13 protein-coding genes and 2 tRNA genes are annotated in these 15,474 nt (G+C 66.2%); 9 read left to right on the plus strand and 6 right to left on the minus strand.

The genetic code is table 11. The annotated features are described in order from the left end of the window. Positions 1 to 61 precede the first annotated feature (61 nt). A tRNA-Met gene (locus HNO88_RS14760) sits at positions 62 to 138 on the minus strand. Between the two features lie 157 nt (positions 139 to 295). Further along, a complete protein-coding gene (locus tag HNO88_RS14765) occupies positions 296 to 574 on the minus strand; it encodes a hypothetical protein (protein WP_184247044.1) in 279 nt (92 codons plus the stop codon). A gap of 233 nt (positions 575 to 807) precedes the next feature. Here HNO88_RS14765 and HNO88_RS14770 point away from each other — a divergent pair, with 233 nt between their 5' ends. Together HNO88_RS14770 and acs are read left to right on the plus strand one after the other, a co-directional pair. Continuing rightward, positions 808 to 1,236 (plus strand): GlcG/HbpS family heme-binding protein, encoded by a 429-nt coding sequence (locus HNO88_RS14770; protein ID WP_184247047.1) that lies wholly within the window; start codon positions 808 to 810, stop codon positions 1,234 to 1,236. A 121-nt stretch (positions 1,237 to 1,357) separates the two neighbouring features. Beyond that, positions 1,358 to 3,304 carry an acetate--CoA ligase gene (acs, locus tag HNO88_RS14775; protein WP_184247050.1) on the plus strand — a complete coding sequence of 649 codons (1,947 nt, stop codon included), beginning with the start codon at positions 1,358 to 1,360 and terminating at the stop codon, positions 3,302 to 3,304. Positions 3,305 to 3,497: 193 nt separating this feature from the next. Here the strand turns inward: acs and HNO88_RS14780 are convergent. After that, positions 3,498 to 3,574 (minus strand) — tRNA-Pro (locus HNO88_RS14780). Between the two features lie 334 nt (positions 3,575 to 3,908). Here HNO88_RS14780 and yajC point away from each other — a divergent pair. The 3 genes from yajC to secF are packed head-to-tail and all read left to right on the plus strand — an operon-like array spanning position 3,909 to position 6,863. Beyond that, positions 3,909 to 4,250: a preprotein translocase subunit YajC gene (gene yajC / locus HNO88_RS14785; RefSeq protein ID WP_184247054.1), complete on the plus strand. Its 342-nt coding sequence runs from the start codon at positions 3,909 to 3,911 to the stop codon at positions 4,248 to 4,250. A 17-nt stretch (positions 4,251 to 4,267) separates the two neighbouring features. Further along, positions 4,268 to 5,875, plus strand: coding sequence for a protein translocase subunit SecD (gene secD / locus HNO88_RS14790; protein ID WP_184247228.1), 1,608 nt, complete (start codon positions 4,268 to 4,270; stop codon positions 5,873 to 5,875). A gap of 10 nt (positions 5,876 to 5,885) precedes the next feature. Further along, a complete protein-coding gene (secF, locus tag HNO88_RS14795; protein WP_184247057.1) occupies positions 5,886 to 6,863 on the plus strand; it encodes a protein translocase subunit SecF in 978 nt (325 codons plus the stop codon). A gap of 192 nt (positions 6,864 to 7,055) precedes the next feature. Here secF and HNO88_RS14800 read toward each other — a convergent pair whose 3' ends face one another. Both HNO88_RS14800 and HNO88_RS14805 read right to left on the minus strand, forming a co-directional pair. Beyond that, a complete protein-coding gene (locus HNO88_RS14800) occupies positions 7,056 to 8,255 on the minus strand; it encodes a glycosyltransferase (protein ID WP_184247060.1) in 1,200 nt (399 codons plus the stop codon). Positions 8,256 to 8,262: 7 nt separating this feature from the next. Continuing rightward, positions 8,263 to 8,832, minus strand: coding sequence for a helix-turn-helix transcriptional regulator (locus tag HNO88_RS14805; RefSeq protein ID WP_184247063.1), 570 nt, complete (start codon positions 8,830 to 8,832; stop codon positions 8,263 to 8,265). 161 nt (positions 8,833 to 8,993) lie between these two features. Between HNO88_RS14805 and HNO88_RS14810 the strand changes: the two genes are divergently transcribed. After that, on the plus strand, positions 8,994 to 10,799 hold the full coding sequence (locus tag HNO88_RS14810) for a DUF885 domain-containing protein (RefSeq protein ID WP_184247066.1): 1,806 nt from the start codon (positions 8,994 to 8,996) through the stop codon (positions 10,797 to 10,799). Positions 10,800 to 10,841: 42 nt separating this feature from the next. On the opposite strand, the gene HNO88_RS14815 is transcribed toward HNO88_RS14810, so the two are convergent. Beyond that, the gene (locus HNO88_RS14815) at positions 10,842 to 12,644 is read right to left on the minus strand and encodes an ABC-F family ATP-binding cassette domain-containing protein (RefSeq protein WP_184247069.1); all 1,803 of its coding nucleotides are present in this window, start codon (positions 12,642 to 12,644) and stop codon (positions 10,842 to 10,844) included. Between the two features lie 27 nt (positions 12,645 to 12,671). Between HNO88_RS14815 and HNO88_RS14820 the strand changes: the two genes are divergently transcribed. The 3 genes from HNO88_RS14820 (at position 12,672) to HNO88_RS14830 (ending at position 15,269) form a co-directional block, all read left to right on the plus strand. After that, positions 12,672 to 13,076, plus strand: coding sequence for a PepSY domain-containing protein (locus tag HNO88_RS14820; RefSeq protein WP_312857084.1), 405 nt, complete (start codon positions 12,672 to 12,674; stop codon positions 13,074 to 13,076). 116 nt (positions 13,077 to 13,192) lie between these two features. Beyond that, positions 13,193 to 13,870: a response regulator transcription factor gene (locus HNO88_RS14825; RefSeq protein ID WP_184247235.1), complete on the plus strand. Its 678-nt coding sequence runs from the start codon at positions 13,193 to 13,195 to the stop codon at positions 13,868 to 13,870. 82 nt (positions 13,871 to 13,952) lie between these two features. Further along, positions 13,953 to 15,269 carry a sensor histidine kinase gene (locus HNO88_RS14830; protein ID WP_184247238.1) on the plus strand — a complete coding sequence of 439 codons (1,317 nt, stop codon included), beginning with the start codon at positions 13,953 to 13,955 and terminating at the stop codon, positions 15,267 to 15,269. Positions 15,270 to 15,474 lie beyond the last annotated feature (205 nt).

The raw sequence follows: 15,474 nt of genomic DNA on the forward strand, positions 1-15,474 counted from the left end.
GTAAACTGGTCCAGAGTTGCCCGACGCCTTCGGCAGAAAATCTAGTGATTACAAGATGGTCTGGTAGCGGAGGAGGGACTCGAACCCCCGACACGCGGATTATGATTCCGCTGCTCTAACCGGCTGAGCTACTCCGCCAGACCATCTGCAAACCGCCGGGGCGGTGCAGGCCGCGTCCCTTAGGTCGAGTGCAACGGCAGGTCAACTGCAAGTTGCACGGTCCATGCTCGGTTTTCGCAAGCTCATTGCATGGCGGCGTGTGCACGGTACTTTGCGTGCACACGCCGTCTGCGGCTCAGCCCTTCTTGGTGGCCGAGTTCTGGTTCTCCAGGCCCTTTACGTCGTCCTCTCCCAGTTGACCTGTGCCGTGATAGGCGGCCTCCGATTGGCCACCGTGGAAGCCGCCGGACTTGCCGGCCTCTTCCTTGCCGGTGTGGGGGTTGGGATAGGCGCCGCCCTGGCTTTCGCTCTCGGTGCGACCATGCGTGCCCGGTACGCCGACACCTTCGGCCTGCGGCTTCGGACGGCCTTCGCCGCTGGCTTGCAGCGGGGTCTTACCCTTGTCTTCGCTCATCTGCCTCACTCCGTGTCGGTAGCTGTTCAAAAGAATACAACCGCTTGGAGCAGCGATCCGTTCCGCTGATCCGACAGACCGGTCAAGGGTAGCGATTGCCAAGATCGACCGTCAGTTGGGGCGTGACGCTCCACCAGCTGCTCCGATGACGTTCGCTGGGAATGTATACAAAGATGGTCATCGCGTGCAATCGTGCATCCATGATCCGCCTATCTGACAAAGGACGTTCCGACATGAGCCGCATCAATCTCGACCAAGCCAACACTTGCATCGCTGCCACGTTCGCCAAGGGTGCGGAACTCGGCCTGAAGCCCCTCAGCGCGGCGGTCGTGGATGCGGGCGGACACATGATCGCCTTTCAGCGGCAGGACGGTGCCTCCTTCGGCCGTATGCAGATCGCGCAGGGCAAGGCCGCGGGCGCGCTCGCGCTCGGCGTCTCCTCGCGCAAGGTCGCGGACATGGCTGTGGAACGCCCGTGGTTCGTCGGTGCTCTTGCTGCCTCTGCCTCCCACGCGGTCATCCCCGCCGCCGGGGGCGTGATCGTGGTGGACCAGAGCGGCGCGGTGATCGGCGCCGTCGGCGTGACCGGCGACACCAGCGACAATGACGAGATCGCGGCGCTTGCCGGCATCTTAGCGGCCGGCCTGCGCCCGCAGGACTGAGTGGTTCGCACCGTCACGCAAGCCAAGCTGCGGCTTGCGTGTTCCCGCCCCCGGCGTGCTAAGCCCTGCCGCAAGGAATCGCATCGGCGATCCGCGCAAGACGACGCGAAGGAGAGAGCGCATGAGCCAGCCCGTCTATCCCGTTCCCGCGAACTGGGCGGCCGATGCGCTGATTGACGAAGCCAAGTATCAGGCGCTCTATCGTCGTTCGGTCGACGATCCGGACGGCTTCTGGCGCGAGGAGGCCAAACGGCTGGACTGGATCAAGCCGTTCACCAAGGTCAAGGAAACCAGCTTCCATGAGGCGGACTTCGGCATCCGCTGGTTCGGCGACGGCTCGCTGAACCTCTCGGCCAATTGCCTCGACCGGCACCTCGGCACGCGCGGTGATCAGGTGGCCATCCTGTGGGAGCCTGACAGTCCCGACGGACCGGCGCGGCGTATCACCTATCGAGAGCTGCACGAGCAGGTCTGCCGCTTCGCCAACCTGCTGCGCAGCCGTGGAGTGGGCAAGGGCGATCGCGTCACGATCTACCTGCCCATGGTGCCCGAGGCGGCGGTGGCGATGCTCGCCTGCGCGCGGATCGGGGCGATCCACTCCATCGTCTTCGCCGGTTTCTCGCCCGAGGCACTGGCCGGGCGCATCCAGGATTGCGACAGCCGGGTCGTGCTCACTGCAGACGAAGGCCTGCGCGGCGGCAAGGCGATCCCGCTGATGGCGAACGTCGACGCCGCCCTGGCCCACGCGCCGGGCGTGGAAACGGTGATCGTGCTTGCCCATACCGGTGCGAATGTCGTCATGCGCGATGGACGCGATGTCGACTGGGCCGAGGGCGTCGAGGGCCAGTCACCCGACTGCGCGCCCGAGGAGATGGGCGCGGAAGACCCGCTGTTCATCCTCTACACCTCGGGCTCGACCGGCAAGCCCAAGGGCGTGCTGCACACCACCGGCGGCTACTCGGTCTGGGCCTCGATGACGCACGAGTACGTCTTCGACTACCGCCCAGGGCAGATCTTCTGGTGCGCGGCGGACGTGGGCTGGGTCACCGGGCACACCTATGTCGTCTATGGTCCGCTGCTGAACGGCGGGACCACCGTCATGTTCGAGGGCGTGCCCAACTACCCGGATCCCAGCCGCTTCTGGCAGATCGTCGACAAGTTCCAGGTCGAAATCTTCTACGGCGCGCCCACCGCCCTGCGTGCACTGATGCGCGAGGGCGACGAATGGGTCGCCAGGACCAGCCGCAAGTCGCTGCGCCTGCTCGGCTCGGTGGGCGAGCCGATCAACCCCGAGGCCTGGGAATGGTACTACCGCGTCGTCGGCGAGGCGCGCTGCCCTATCGTCGACACCTGGTGGCAGACCGAGACCGGCGGCGCGACGATGACCCCGCTGCCCGGCGCCACCGCGCTCAAGCCCGGTGCGGCGAGCTGGCCGATGTTCGGCGTACGGCCTTTGCTGCTCGATGCCGAGGGGCAGATACTAGAGGGCGCGGCCGAGGGTAGCCTGGTGATCGCCGACAGCTGGCCCGGCCAGATGCGCACCGTGTGGGGCGATCACGAGCGGTTCTTCCAGACCTACTTCACCACTTACAAGGGCTACTACTTCACCGGCGACGGATGCCGGCGTGACGAGGACGGCTACTACTGGATCACCGGCCGCATCGACGACGTCATCAATGTCTCGGGCCACCGCATGGGCACTGCAGAGATCGAATCCGCGCTGGTGGCGCACAGCAAGGTGGCCGAAGCCGCGGTGGTCGGCATGCCACACGCGATCAAGGGGCAGGGCATCTACGCCTACGTCACCACCAACGCCGAGGTGGAACCCGACGAGGCTCTGCGTGCCGAGCTGGTGAAGTGGGTCCGCACCGAAATCGGCCCCATCGCCACGCCCGACGTGATCCAGTTCACCCCGGCGTTGCCCAAGACTCGCTCGGGCAAGATCATGCGCCGCATCCTGCGCAAGATCGCCGAGAACGATACGGGCAATTTGGGTGACACCTCGACCCTGGCGGACCCGGGAGTCGTCGATCACTTGCTGGCGAACCGGCCGCAAGTGGAGGCCTGAGCCAGGAAGCACCTCAACACCCGTCGCCCCCGCGAAGGCGGGGGCCCCGCCTTCGTCTGCGAGGTCAAGGCACCAAGCGGGATCCCCGCCTTCGCGGGGATGACGAGGTTGTGGTGTGATGTGGCGTTGAGCGTCCTCAAGCTATGCCGCTCAGCTTAGGAAAGCCGTCCGCATGGCGAGGCAGAAAGAACTTTGGTCGGGACGAGAGGATTCGAACCTCCGACCCCCACACCCCCAGTGTGATGCGCTACCAGGCTGCGCTACGTCCCGACCGGAGGCGCGCCTATAGGCAAGGCTTTGGTCGAGTGCAAGCGGGAAGGCCGCATCCATCTACATGCAAGGTCTGCGACCGTTTACCTCGTCACCCTGTAATCGTTCCAGGGTGACGACCTTGGTGACGAAAGGTCGTCCGCCGCGATCCACTGGTACTTCCCGGCGAACAACCCGATCCGCCTTACACCCCACCCACCGCTCGATTGAGCCCGCGCGTTGCACGGCTCGCGCGATGCTGCTAACCGCGCGCGCTGATCGATGTCGTTCGTGTTGGCCAGCTTATGCGCCGCGCGGGCGCGACACCACAGTTTCAGAAAGCGTGCCTTCGCCCATGCCAACTACCGTTCTCTCGATACTCGCCGCCGCTGGCGCCGGTGCCAACGCCGCCCCGCCCGCCTGGCTGAGCTACCTGCCGTTCGTTGCCATGGGCCTGATCTTCTGGTTCCTCATCATGCGCCCGCAGATGAAGCAGCAGAAGGAGCAGAAGGCCAAGCTGGAGGCGATCAAGAAGGGCGACGAAGTGCTCACCGGTGGCGGTTTTGTCGGCAAGGTGGTCAGCGTCGACGAGCACTACGTCAATGTAGAGATCGCGCAGGGCGTGCGCGTGAAGGCAGTCAAGTCGACGATCGCTGACGTGATCCCGCCCGCTGGTTCCAAGCCGGCCAACGATTGAGCGAAGGCGCTGAACTGATGCTCGACTTCCCGACCTGGAAGAAGGCGTGGTACTGGGCGATCACCGCCTTTGCCATTGCTTGCGCGCTTCCCTCGCTGTTCTCGATCGCCGGCGTGCGCTGGCCGGCGGCGCTGCCCAGCCCGATGGTCAACCTCGGCCTCGACCTCGCAGGCGGCAGTCATATCCTGCTCGAGGCCGATCAGCGCCAGGTCGCCAAGCAGCGGCTCGAGACGATGGAAGAGCAGGTGCGCACGCGCCTCAAGGCCGCCGAGCCCTCGATCCAGATCGGCGACATCTCCAGCCAGGGTGGCCGGCTGTCGTTCATGTTGAAGAACCCCGCGCAGGTCGACGCCGCGCGCGAGGCCATCATGCCGCTGACCACCGGCGCCGGGCTCACCGGAGCGCGCGACTGGGACATCCAGGTCGTCGACGGCAGCCGCTTCGTGGTGACGCCCACGCAGCAGGGCGTCGACCAGGCGGTGACAAACGCGATGGACACGGCCGTCGAGGTCGTGCGCAAGCGCATCGACGCACTCGGCACACGCGAGCCGACCATCCTGCGCCAGGGCGACGAACGCATCGTCGTCCAGGTGCCCGGCCTTCAGGACCCCAGCGCCCTCAAGAAGCTGCTGGGGCAGACCGCCAAGCTTGAGTTCAAGCTGGTCGACGTGACCGCGCAGCCCGACGACATCGCCAAGGGCATCGCGCCTGCGGGTTCGCAGATCCTGCCCTTTGCCGACCCGCAGGAGGGCAGGGGGCAACCCGGCCTGGCGGTCAAGCGCCTGGGCGGCATCAAGGGCGACCAGCTGACCGATGCCAAGCAGGCCTTCGACCCCAAGTCGAACGCGCCCGTCGTTTCGATCACGTTCAACTCGGCCGGCGGCGCCAAGTTCGCGCAGCTCACCAGTGAGAACGTGAACCGTCCCTTCGCGATCATCCTCGACAACAAGATCCTCTCGGCGCCCAACATCAACGAGCCGATTCTGGGCGGAAGCGCGCAGATCTCCGGCAGTTTCAGCGTGCAGGAGGCGACCCAGCTCGCCATTGCCCTGCGCTCGGGCGCGCTGCCGGTCGACCTCGCCGTCGTCGAGGAGCGGACTGTCGGGCCGGACCTCGGCGCCGATTCGATCCGCAAGGGCCTGATCGCGATGACCGTCGGCTCGCTGCTGGTCATGCTGATCATGATCCTGGTGTACGGACGCTTCGGCATCTACGCGACGATCGCGCTGATCATCAACGTGCTGATGATCCTGGGCGTCATGGCGCTGATCAACACCACGCTGACACTGCCGGGCATCGCCGGCTTCGTGCTGACGATCGGTGCTGCGGTGGACGCCAACGTGCTGATCTACGAACGCATGCGCGAGGAGCGCAAGAAGGGCCGGCGTGTCGTCGCCTCGGTCGAGAACGGCTACAAGGAAGCAAGCCGCGCGATCTACGACGCCAACGTCACCAACGCCATTGCCGGCGTCCTGCTGTTCGTCTTCGGTACCGGGCCGGTTCGCGGCTTTGCCGTCGTGCTGATCATCGGCCTGTTCACCAGCGTCTTCACCGGCGTCACCCTGACCCGCATGTGGGTTGCCGACTGGCTGCGCAAGAAGCGGCCGACCGAGCTGAACGTCTGAGGCAAGATCCATGAAACTGCTCAAGCTCGTTCCCGAGAACACCAACATCCACTTCCTGAAGTGGCGGGTGCCGTTCTACGTAATCAGTGCGCTACTGGTGATCGCCAGCTGGACGCTCGTCTTCACCAAGGGCCTGAACTACGGCGTCGACTTTGCCGGCGGCCAGGAGATCAGCGCGACCTTCACCAAACAGTCGCAGGCTCCGATCAGCGAGCTTCGCGAACTGGTGGGCAAGCTGGGCTACGGCGATCCGGTGATCCAGCGCTATGGCGCGGAGAACGAAGTCTCGATCCGCACCAAGCTGCCGGCCAGTGCGGAGGGCAACCCGGCCGCTGCCGAGCAGATCAGCAATCGCATCGTCAGCGCCGTGCGCCAGGCCTACCCCGACGTGCGGATCGACGGCATCGATACGGTTTCGGGCAAAGTCTCGAGCGAGTTCCGCGACACGGCGATCTATGCGCTGCTGGCGGCAATGGGCGCGATCGCGATCTACATCTGGGTGCGTTTCGAATGGCAGTTCGGCGTCGGCGCCTTGCTCTCGCTTGTCCATGACGTGTCGCTCACCATCGGCATGTTCGCGCTGTTCCAGATGGAATTCAGCCTGCAAATCATCGCCGCGCTGCTGGCGCTGATCGGCTACTCGCTGAACGACACGATCGTCGTCTACGATCGCATCCGCGAGGACCTGAAAAAGTACCGCAAGATGCCGCTGCCCGAACTGCTGGACCTGTCGGTCAACGAGACGCTGGCGCGCACGGTGATGACATCGGCGACGCTGCTGATCGCATTGGTCCCGCTGCTGCTGTTCGGTCCCGAGAGCCTGTTCGGCATGACGGCCGCGATCACGCTGGGCATCTTCGTCGGCACCTACAGCTCGATCTACATGGCCGCGCCGATCCTGATCTGGCTCGGCGTGAGCTCCAACAGCTTCGTCGCCAACGAAAGCGCGACCGACCGGCAGGAGCGCCTCGCCCGCGAGCGTGGCTGAGGGTAGCAGCGCAGAAGATCTTCCCTCTCCCCGGACGGGGAGAGGATACGCAGGCTTGGCTGCTTGCAGCTTAGCCGGAGTTGGAGAGGGGCTTGTGCGTTCTCGCGCGTCGCCCCCCTCTCCAAGCTGCGCTAGCCAACGAAGGCGGTAAGTTACGCTACCTCTCCCCATCGGGGAGAAGGCGACAACCCCTTAGCGGATCGGCTCGGCCGCGAGCACACCGGACCAGAACCGCACAAGGTTATCGGCGTTCGCATCCCAGCTGAACCGGTCTGCATGCGCCGCCACTTCGGCCTGCGAAGGCGGCGCGGCCAGGATCTCCCGCACGCCTGCGGCGATGGCGGCACTATCCCGCGCGACGATCCGCCCGGCCGAGCGGTCCTGCACCACCTCTCGCGCACCGCCGATGTCGGGCACGACGATCGGCGTACCGCAGGCAAGCGCCTCCACCCATGCGTTCGCCAGGCCCTCGCTGGCCGAGGGCAGCACCAGGACATCGGCCGCAGACAGCAGCGGCGGCAGCGCCTCGTGGCCGACCTGGCCCAGGAAATGGACCCGATCCGCCAGCCCTCGCTCCCGCACGAGCGAGCGCAAGGCCGCCTCGTCTTCCCCGGCTCCGGCGAGAGCGAGCCGCGCACCGGGGAGCTGATCCAGCGCCTCGATGACCAGCCTTTGCCCCTTGCGCGCGATCAGCGCCCCTGTCGTGACCAGCAAAGGTCCGTCCTCGGGTACTCGGATGCCCTCCATCGCCGCGACTTGGGCCCGGGCCTCGGTCCGCGCCATCGGGCGGAACCGCTCCCGATCAAGCCCGGTGTAGTGAACCAGGATCCGATCGCCCGTCATGCCGAGTGCGATCATGTCCTCGCGCAGTGCTTTGCTGACGGCCAGCAGACCCGCCGCCTGCTCGGCAGCAGCCAGGATCTGCGCACGGGCCTTCGGTCGCCCGGCCCAGTAGTGGATGTCGGCCCCGCGCGACTTGATCGTGAGCGGCAGGCCGAGCTCTCGCGCGACGATCGCTGCCGCCGGGCCGTCGGGAAAGAAGAACTGCGCATCGACGAGATCGAAGGGGTGCTCGGCATGCAGGCGCCGCACCAGCGGCAGCACCGCACGTGCGATCCGCGCCGGATTGCCGTCGCCGCCTATCTTCGGGATCAGCGTGAAACGGGGGTAAAGCACGGGCAACCCGACAGCGCGGGAATCGGCCGGGATCGATCGCAGGCGCGCATAGGGCTCGCGTGTCGAGAGCGGCCACGGCGGCATGCCGATGGGGCTCACCACCGTCAGGTCGACGTCCCCGCGCGCCACCACAGCGCGCATCTGGTTGCCGACGAAGATGCCGAACCCGGGCCGAACCGGATTGGGGAACAGCGTCGCGATCGAGAGGATGCGCATCGCTGCGCTACAGCTTGCGCACCAGCATCTCGGCGATGGCGATCCACGCGGGGTCCTTGACGGTGACGTGCTTCTGCCCGCCAGGAGGCAGCAGGGTGAGCGTATCGGCCTCGTGCTGGATGAGGCGACCGAAAGCGAACCGCCCCGCAGGCTGCGGCACCAGCACGTCGCGGTTCAGGCCACGGGCGATCTGCTCCATCGGCGTCTCGCGCAACCAGATCTGGTCGCCGGCGCGGTAATCGCCGCTGGCCGCCTCGACGGTCACGACCCGCAACGCACCTTCGCCGGCCAGCGCGGTGGGGAGCAGCGCGTCGGCGGCCTTGCGTGGCGCGTCGACGCCGCTGCCGGTCAGCACTGCGGTGACTTGCGGTTCGCCGGCGCTTTCGCTGCGAAGCAAGACTTCCGGTTCGACCTCAAGGGCGGCGGCGATCTTGTTCATCCATACCAGGGAAAGATTGCGCATGCCCGTTTCCAGGCGGCCGATCGTCTGCGCCGTGGTCGGCGGCGTGCAGGCGGCGGCGACTTGCGCCAGCGTCATGCCCTTCTGCGCGCGGATGTCGCGGATGCGGTTGATCATGGATGGGGTCCTCTAACCATTGCGGTGCACGCGCTCTCTACCAAGGCGAGCCGGATGGCAAGTGCGATGGCTTCAGCGTGCGCGGTGCCCCGCAACCACGCGTGTTGCGCCCGCCTCGCCACGGTGGCACCCCTGCAGCAGCAACATTGGCGGAGAACACAATGAAACGTCGCGATTTCATGGCCACCGGCAGCGCCGCGTTGGCGCTTGCCACCATTCGCCCCGGCGCCTTGATGGCGCAGGCGCCAGGTGATGCGAAACTCGTCGCCGCGCTCGACCGCATCTTCTACTCCGACATCGACTTGCAACCGGAGACCGCGACCGAGCGCGGCTATGACAAGGGCGAGCGCGCCGCGTTGAAGTCGCAGTTGGACGACAACAGTCCCGCCGGGCGCGCCAGGCGGACGGCGCAGGATCGCAAGTCGCTGGCCGAGTTGAAGGCGATCGCGCCAGCGGGCCTGAGCCAAGCCGGCAAGCTACAGCGCGAGGTGGCTCTTTACGTTGTCGGTCAGAGACTTGTGCCAGAGACTTTCCAGCTGGACTCCGTTCGACGGCCCTATCCTATCTTCCAGCAGGGCGGCGCCTACTTCAGCGTTCCCGATTTCCTCGACACCCGCCACACCATCGAGACCAAGGCGGATGCCGAGGCGTATCTGGCGCGTCTCTCCGCCTTCCGCACCGCGCTCGACGAGGATACCGCGTATCAGCGCTCGCTGGCGCCGCGCGGCGTGGTGGCGCCGGCCTGGTCGCTCGATCTGACGCTGGGTCAGATGCGCAAGCTGCGTGACGTGCCCGCGGCACAGAGCACGCTGGTGGCGTCGCTGGCGCGGCGGGCAAAGGAAAAGGGCCTCGACGGCGATTGGTCCGCACGTGCGGCGAAGATCATGGACGGCGAGGTCTATCCCGCGCTCGATCGGCAGATGGCGCTGCTCACGCAGCTGCGTGGAACCACGCCGGCGGGCGATGGGGTGTGGCGCCTGAAGGGGGGCGAGGCGATCTACGCCGCCGCGCTGAAGGACAGTATAACCACTTCGCTCTCGCCCGAGGAGGTGCACCAGATCGGCCTGCGCCAGGTGGCGGAGATCGGCGCGCAGCTGACCGAGATGCTCGACAAGGCCGGGTACAAGGGCGCGACCGTCGGCCAGCGCCTCGTCGCGCTGAACTCCGCGCCCGAGCAGCTCTACGCCAACACCGATGCCGGCCGCACCGCGATGATCGCCAGCCTGAACCAGGGCGTCGCGCAGATGAAAGGCTTGTTGCCCAAGGCCTTCAGTCAGATCCCTGACGAACCGCTCGAGATCCGCCGCGTGCCGCCCGAGATCCAGGACGGCGCCTCGAACGGCTACTACTACCGCGCTCCGCTCGATGGCTCGCGCCCGGCGATCTACTGGATCAACCTCAAGGACACGGCGGACTGGCCCAAGTACCAGCTGCCGTCGCTCACCTATCACGAGGGCATCCCGGGCCACCACTTGCAGCTGAGCTATGCCGGCAAGAGCGGCGAGGTGCCGCTGATGCTGCGCACGTTGTTCATCTCGGCCTATGGCGAGGGCTGGGCGCTCTACGCCGAGCAATTGGCCGATGAACTTGGCGGTTACTCGGGCCTCGAAAAGGCGGGCTACTTGCAATCCTTCCTGTTCCGCGCCGCGCGCCTGGTGGTCGACACCGGCATTCACGCCAAGCGTTGGAGCCGCGAGAAGGCGACGCAATATCTGGTCGAGACAGTCGGCTTCTCGGCCGGGCGCAGCCAGCGCGAGGTCGAGCGGTACTGCACGCAGCCAGGGCAGGCCTGCAGCTACAAGATCGGCCACAACAAGTGGACCGAATTGCGCCAGCGCGCGCAAGGCAAGCTGGGCGACAAGTTCAGCCTGGCGTGGTTCCACGATGTGCTGAAGGAAGGACTGATGCCGCTCGAACTGCTCGAGCGCCGGGTGGACGAGCGGATCGCGGAGAGAATGCGGGCCTGATCATGCCGCCGTCCCGGGTTGAGCCCGGGACGACGCTGAACTTCAGCCTTCGACCAGGCTCGCAAGATCGAGCCAGCGCTCCTCGGCCGCATCCTTACCCGCGCGCGCCTTGGCGATCGCCTCCGTCAGCGCGGCGAACTTGGCCGGATCGCGCGTGTAGAGGGCTGGATCGGCCATCGCCGCCTCGTCGCGCGCGATCGCGGCGTCCAGCTCCTCGATCCGCTTGGGCAGCAGCTCGTAGTCGCGCTGGTCCTTGTACGAGAGCTTCACCTTGCTCGGAGGCGGCGGAGCAGCTGGAGCCACGGCCTCCTCTTTCGCCTTCGCCGCCTTGCCCGGAGCCGTGCGCTGGCGCCGCTTGGCTTCCCAATCCGCATAGCCACCGGCGATCACGTCTACATGGCCCGAGCCATCCAAGCCCAGCGTCACCGTCACCGTCCGGTCGAGGAAATCGCGGTCGTGGCTGACGATCAGGACGGTGCCGTCGTAGTCGGCGATCACCTCCTGCAGCAGGTCGAGGGTTTCGAGGTCCAGGTCGTTGGTCGGCTCGTCAAGCACCAGCAGGTTCGACAGCCGCGCGAACTCGCGGGCGAGCAGCAGGCGCGAGCGCTCGCCGCCGGAGAGCGTGCCGACTTTCGCCTCGACCATGTTCGGATCGAAAAGGAATTCCTTTAGATATCCCTGGATATGCTTGCGGACGCCCCGCACGTCGATCCAGTCGCCACCTTCGGCCACGACTTCACGGATCGTCTTCTCCGGCGACATGCGGCTGCGCTGCTGGTCGATGATCGTGGCCTGCAGCGTGTTGGCGAGCACGACCTTGCCCTCGTCCGGTTGCAGTTCGCCGGTCAGGATCTTGAGCAGCGTCGTCTTGCCCGAGCCGTTCGCGCCGACCAGACCGATGCGATCGCGACGCTGCACGCGCAAGTTGAAGTCCTTGATGATCGTGCGGGTGCCGCCGTCCGCCTTCTCGAAGCGCTTGGTAACGTGTTCGGCGACGATCACCGACTTGCTCTTGGCGTCGTCGGAGCCGATGGCGAGCTTGGCGGCGCCTTGCGGCCCCATCATCTGGGCGCGCGCGGCGCGCATCTCCCAAAGCTTGGCGAGCCGGCCCTGGTTGCGCTTGCGCCGGGCGGTGACCCCGCGTTCCAGCCAATGCGCCTCGATCTTGAGCTTGGCGTCCATCTTCTCGGCGGCGCGCGCTTCCTCGGCGTAGACTTGCTCTTCCCAGGCATCGTAGCCGCCGAAGCCCACGTCCTTGCGCCGCAGCGATCCGCGATCCAGCCAGAACGTCGAGCGAGTCAGGCGGGTGAGGAAGGTCCGGTCGTGGCTGATGACCACGAAGGCGCCGCTGTAGCGCTGCAGCCAGCTTTCCAGCCACTCGATGGCGGCAAGGTCCAGGTGGTTGGTCGGCTCGTCCAGAAGAAGGAGGTCCGGCTCCGATGCCAGCGCGCGGCAGAGAGCGGCGCGGCGCCGCTCACCGCCAGAGGCGCTGTCGGCGGTGCGGGAGAGGTCGATGCCCAGCTGGTCGGCGATCGCTTCCACTTCATGGCGCGGCGGTGCATCCTCGCCAGAGATCGCGAAGTCGAGCAAGGTGTCGTATCCGGTGAAGAACGGATCCTGTTCCAGCGTGACGATGCGCGTGCCGGGCTGCACCGAGCGAGTGCCCTTGTCCGCCTCCACCTGGCCCGAGATCAGCTTGAGCAGGGTGGTCTTGCCCGCACCGTTGCGGCCGATGAGCGCCAGCCGGTCGCGTGCGCCGATGGCGAGGTCGAGATCCTTGAACAGCCAGCCGGACCCCTGGATCAAACCCAGGCCTTCCCAGCTCAATATCGGTGCAGTTGCCATGTCGTGCGCCCTACAGGGGCATGCCTGATGCTGGCAAGCGCTGTGGCGCACATGCCACATGGCGCCACTTTCCGGCCGTATTCACGGGATGTTCAAGGGGTTGCCGTGATAAGCCGGCTCGTGATGACCCATCAGCTAATCTCGCGAGCCGTTGCTCTTTCCCTTTGTCTGGTCGGTGTCGGGGCAGTGCCCGCCTCTGCCGACCAGGTCAGCGAACAGGGCCAATTGCGCAAGGAGCGCCGAGCCGGCACCGTGCGCTCCACCCGCGAGATCGAGCAGATCGTGCTCCCGCAGATGTCGGGGATGCAGTATCTCGGTCCGGAATACGATGCAGCTGCAATGGCTTATAGGCTTAAGTTCATCCATGGTGGTAAAGTCGTGTTCGTCGACGTCGACGCCCGCACGGGTCGGATCATCAGCCGCAGTCGATAGGGTTTCCAGCTGCGGGGCGGATTACGGGTGCCACACAAGGAGACGGAACCGTGGGCTTCCTTGACCATTCTGCGCATTCGGCCCATTTCAGCCCGGTACCTGAGGGAGAGACCGATTTGCGCATCCTGATCGTCGAGGATGAACCCACGCTCGGCAACCAGCTGAAGAACACGCTGGAGCAGAACGGCTATGCCGTCGATCTGTCCACCGATGGCGAGGACGGCCACTTCATGGGGTCGACCGAGGAATACGACGCGGTGATCCTCGATCTCGGCCTGCCCGAGATCGACGGCCTCACCGTGCTCGGCATGTGGCGCAAGGAAGGTCGCAACTTTCCGGTGCTGGTCCTGACCGCGCGTGACAGCTGGTCCGACAAGGTGGCGGGGCTGGACGCCGGCGCCGACGACTACCTCGCCAAGCCGTTCCAGACCGAAGAGTTGATCGCCCGCCTGCGCGCGCTGATCCGCCGCGCCTCGGGCAACACCTCGAGCGAGCTGACCGCCGGGCCGGTGCGGCTCGACACGCGCTCGGGCCGTGTGACGCTCGCTGGAGAGCCGGTGAAGATGACCGCGCAGGAGTACAAGCTGCTGGCTTACCTGATGCACCACAAGGGCAAGGTGGTCAGCCGCACCGAACTGATCGAGCACATTTACGATCAGGATTTCGACCGCGATTCCAATACGATCGAGGTCTTTGTTACGCGCATCCGCAAGAAGCTGGGTGCCGATGTGATCACCACCATCCGTGGCCTCGGCTACAGCCTCGACGACCCCGCAGATCAGCCGCGAGGTTGATACGGACCAGCTGGCGACCGTAGCGACGGACGCACAGCCGCGTCGGCGTCGCCCGCGCGGCACGGGCTCGCTTGCCCGGCGCATGATGCTGATCGCAGCCGGCTGGATCTCGTTGCTGCTGCTGATCGGCGGCGTTTTCCTCGACCGAACACTGACCTCGCAGGTGACGCGCAGCTTCGACGAGCAGCTCGGCTACATGCTGACCGGCATGATCGGCTCGGCGGAGATCGGGCCGGACGGCGAGGTGTTCTTCAACCGGCCGCTTGGAGACCAGCGGTTCCTGGAGCCCAACAGCGGCCTCTACTGGCAGATCCGCGGCAAGGGACACGAGGACTTTCCCTCCCGATCCCTGTGGGACCGGAGCCTGCAAGTGCCCGAAAAGCACTTCGACACGCAGCCGCATACCTACGACAGCAACCAGTTCGCGGGCGAACCGCTGCGGGTCATGGAACGCTCGATCATCCTGCCGGGCAGCCGGACCGAGTGGATGTTCACCGTCGCCGCCAGTCGCGAGCAGTTGAACGAGCAGATCAAGTCGATCCGCTCGATCCTGTTCTACAGCTTCCTGGGGCTTGGCCTGGGGCTGCTCGCCATGGCGGGCATCCAGACCTGGTATGGCCTGTTCCCGCTGCGCCACGTGCGCCGGGCCATTCGCCGGCTGCGGACCACCGGTGCTTCGAAGGTGACCGAGCCGCTTCCACACGAGGTGCAGCCTCTGGTCGAGGAGTTGAACGCCCTGCTCGAGCACACCGACCGCCAGGCAGAGGAGGCCCGCACGCACGCGGGTAACCTTGCCCATGCGCTCAAGACGCCGCTGACGGTGGTGATGAACGCCGCCACGGCACGCGCGCCGGACCTGGGAGATACGGTGATCCGCGAGGCCGGGGTAATGCGGCGCCAGGTCGATCACCACCTCGCGCGGGCAAGGGCGGTCGGCCGTCGCGCAGCCGGCCTGTCACGCGCCGGCGTGTGGCCGAGCCTGGAGGCGGTGCTTCGGGCCGTCGAACGCCTCTACGGTGCGACGCGGTTCGATCTCGCCGGGAATCGCGATGCCATGGTCGCGCTGGAGCGGCAGGATCTGGAGGAACTGCTCGGCAACGTGATCGAGAACGCGGCCAAGTACGGCGGTGGCAGCGTCTTCGTCACCGTCGACGAGACCAAGGACCCGCGCTGGTGCGAGATCTGGATCGAGGACGACGGCCTCGGCATCCCCGAGGCCGAGCGCACGCGCATCTTCGACCGCGGAGCCAGACTGGATACAGGCAAGCCGGGGACAGGGCTCGGCCTGGCGATCGTGCGCGATGTGGCGGAGATCTACGGCGGCAGTGTCGAGCTGGACGAAAGCGAGGATCTTGGCGGGCTGCTGGTGAAGCTCAAGCTGCCGAGGGCGGTGGGGTGAGTTGGTCAGTGGGTGCTGATCTTAATGCAACGAAATTACCTCAGCTGCAGCCTTACCGAATTCAACTCTGCTGCATCCTCCTCGTCGCCCCCGCGAAGGCGGGGGCCCCGCTATCTTCAACGAGTTAGTGCCTGACGCAAGAAGCGGGGCCCCCGCCTTCGCGGGGACGACGAGGGATGTGCGTTAAAAATGGACGCCCGAGAAG

Origin of the sequence: Novosphingobium chloroacetimidivorans (genome assembly GCF_014204535.1) — a bacterium.
GTDB classification, from domain to species: Bacteria; Pseudomonadota; Alphaproteobacteria; order Sphingomonadales; family Sphingomonadaceae; genus Novosphingobium; species Novosphingobium chloroacetimidivorans.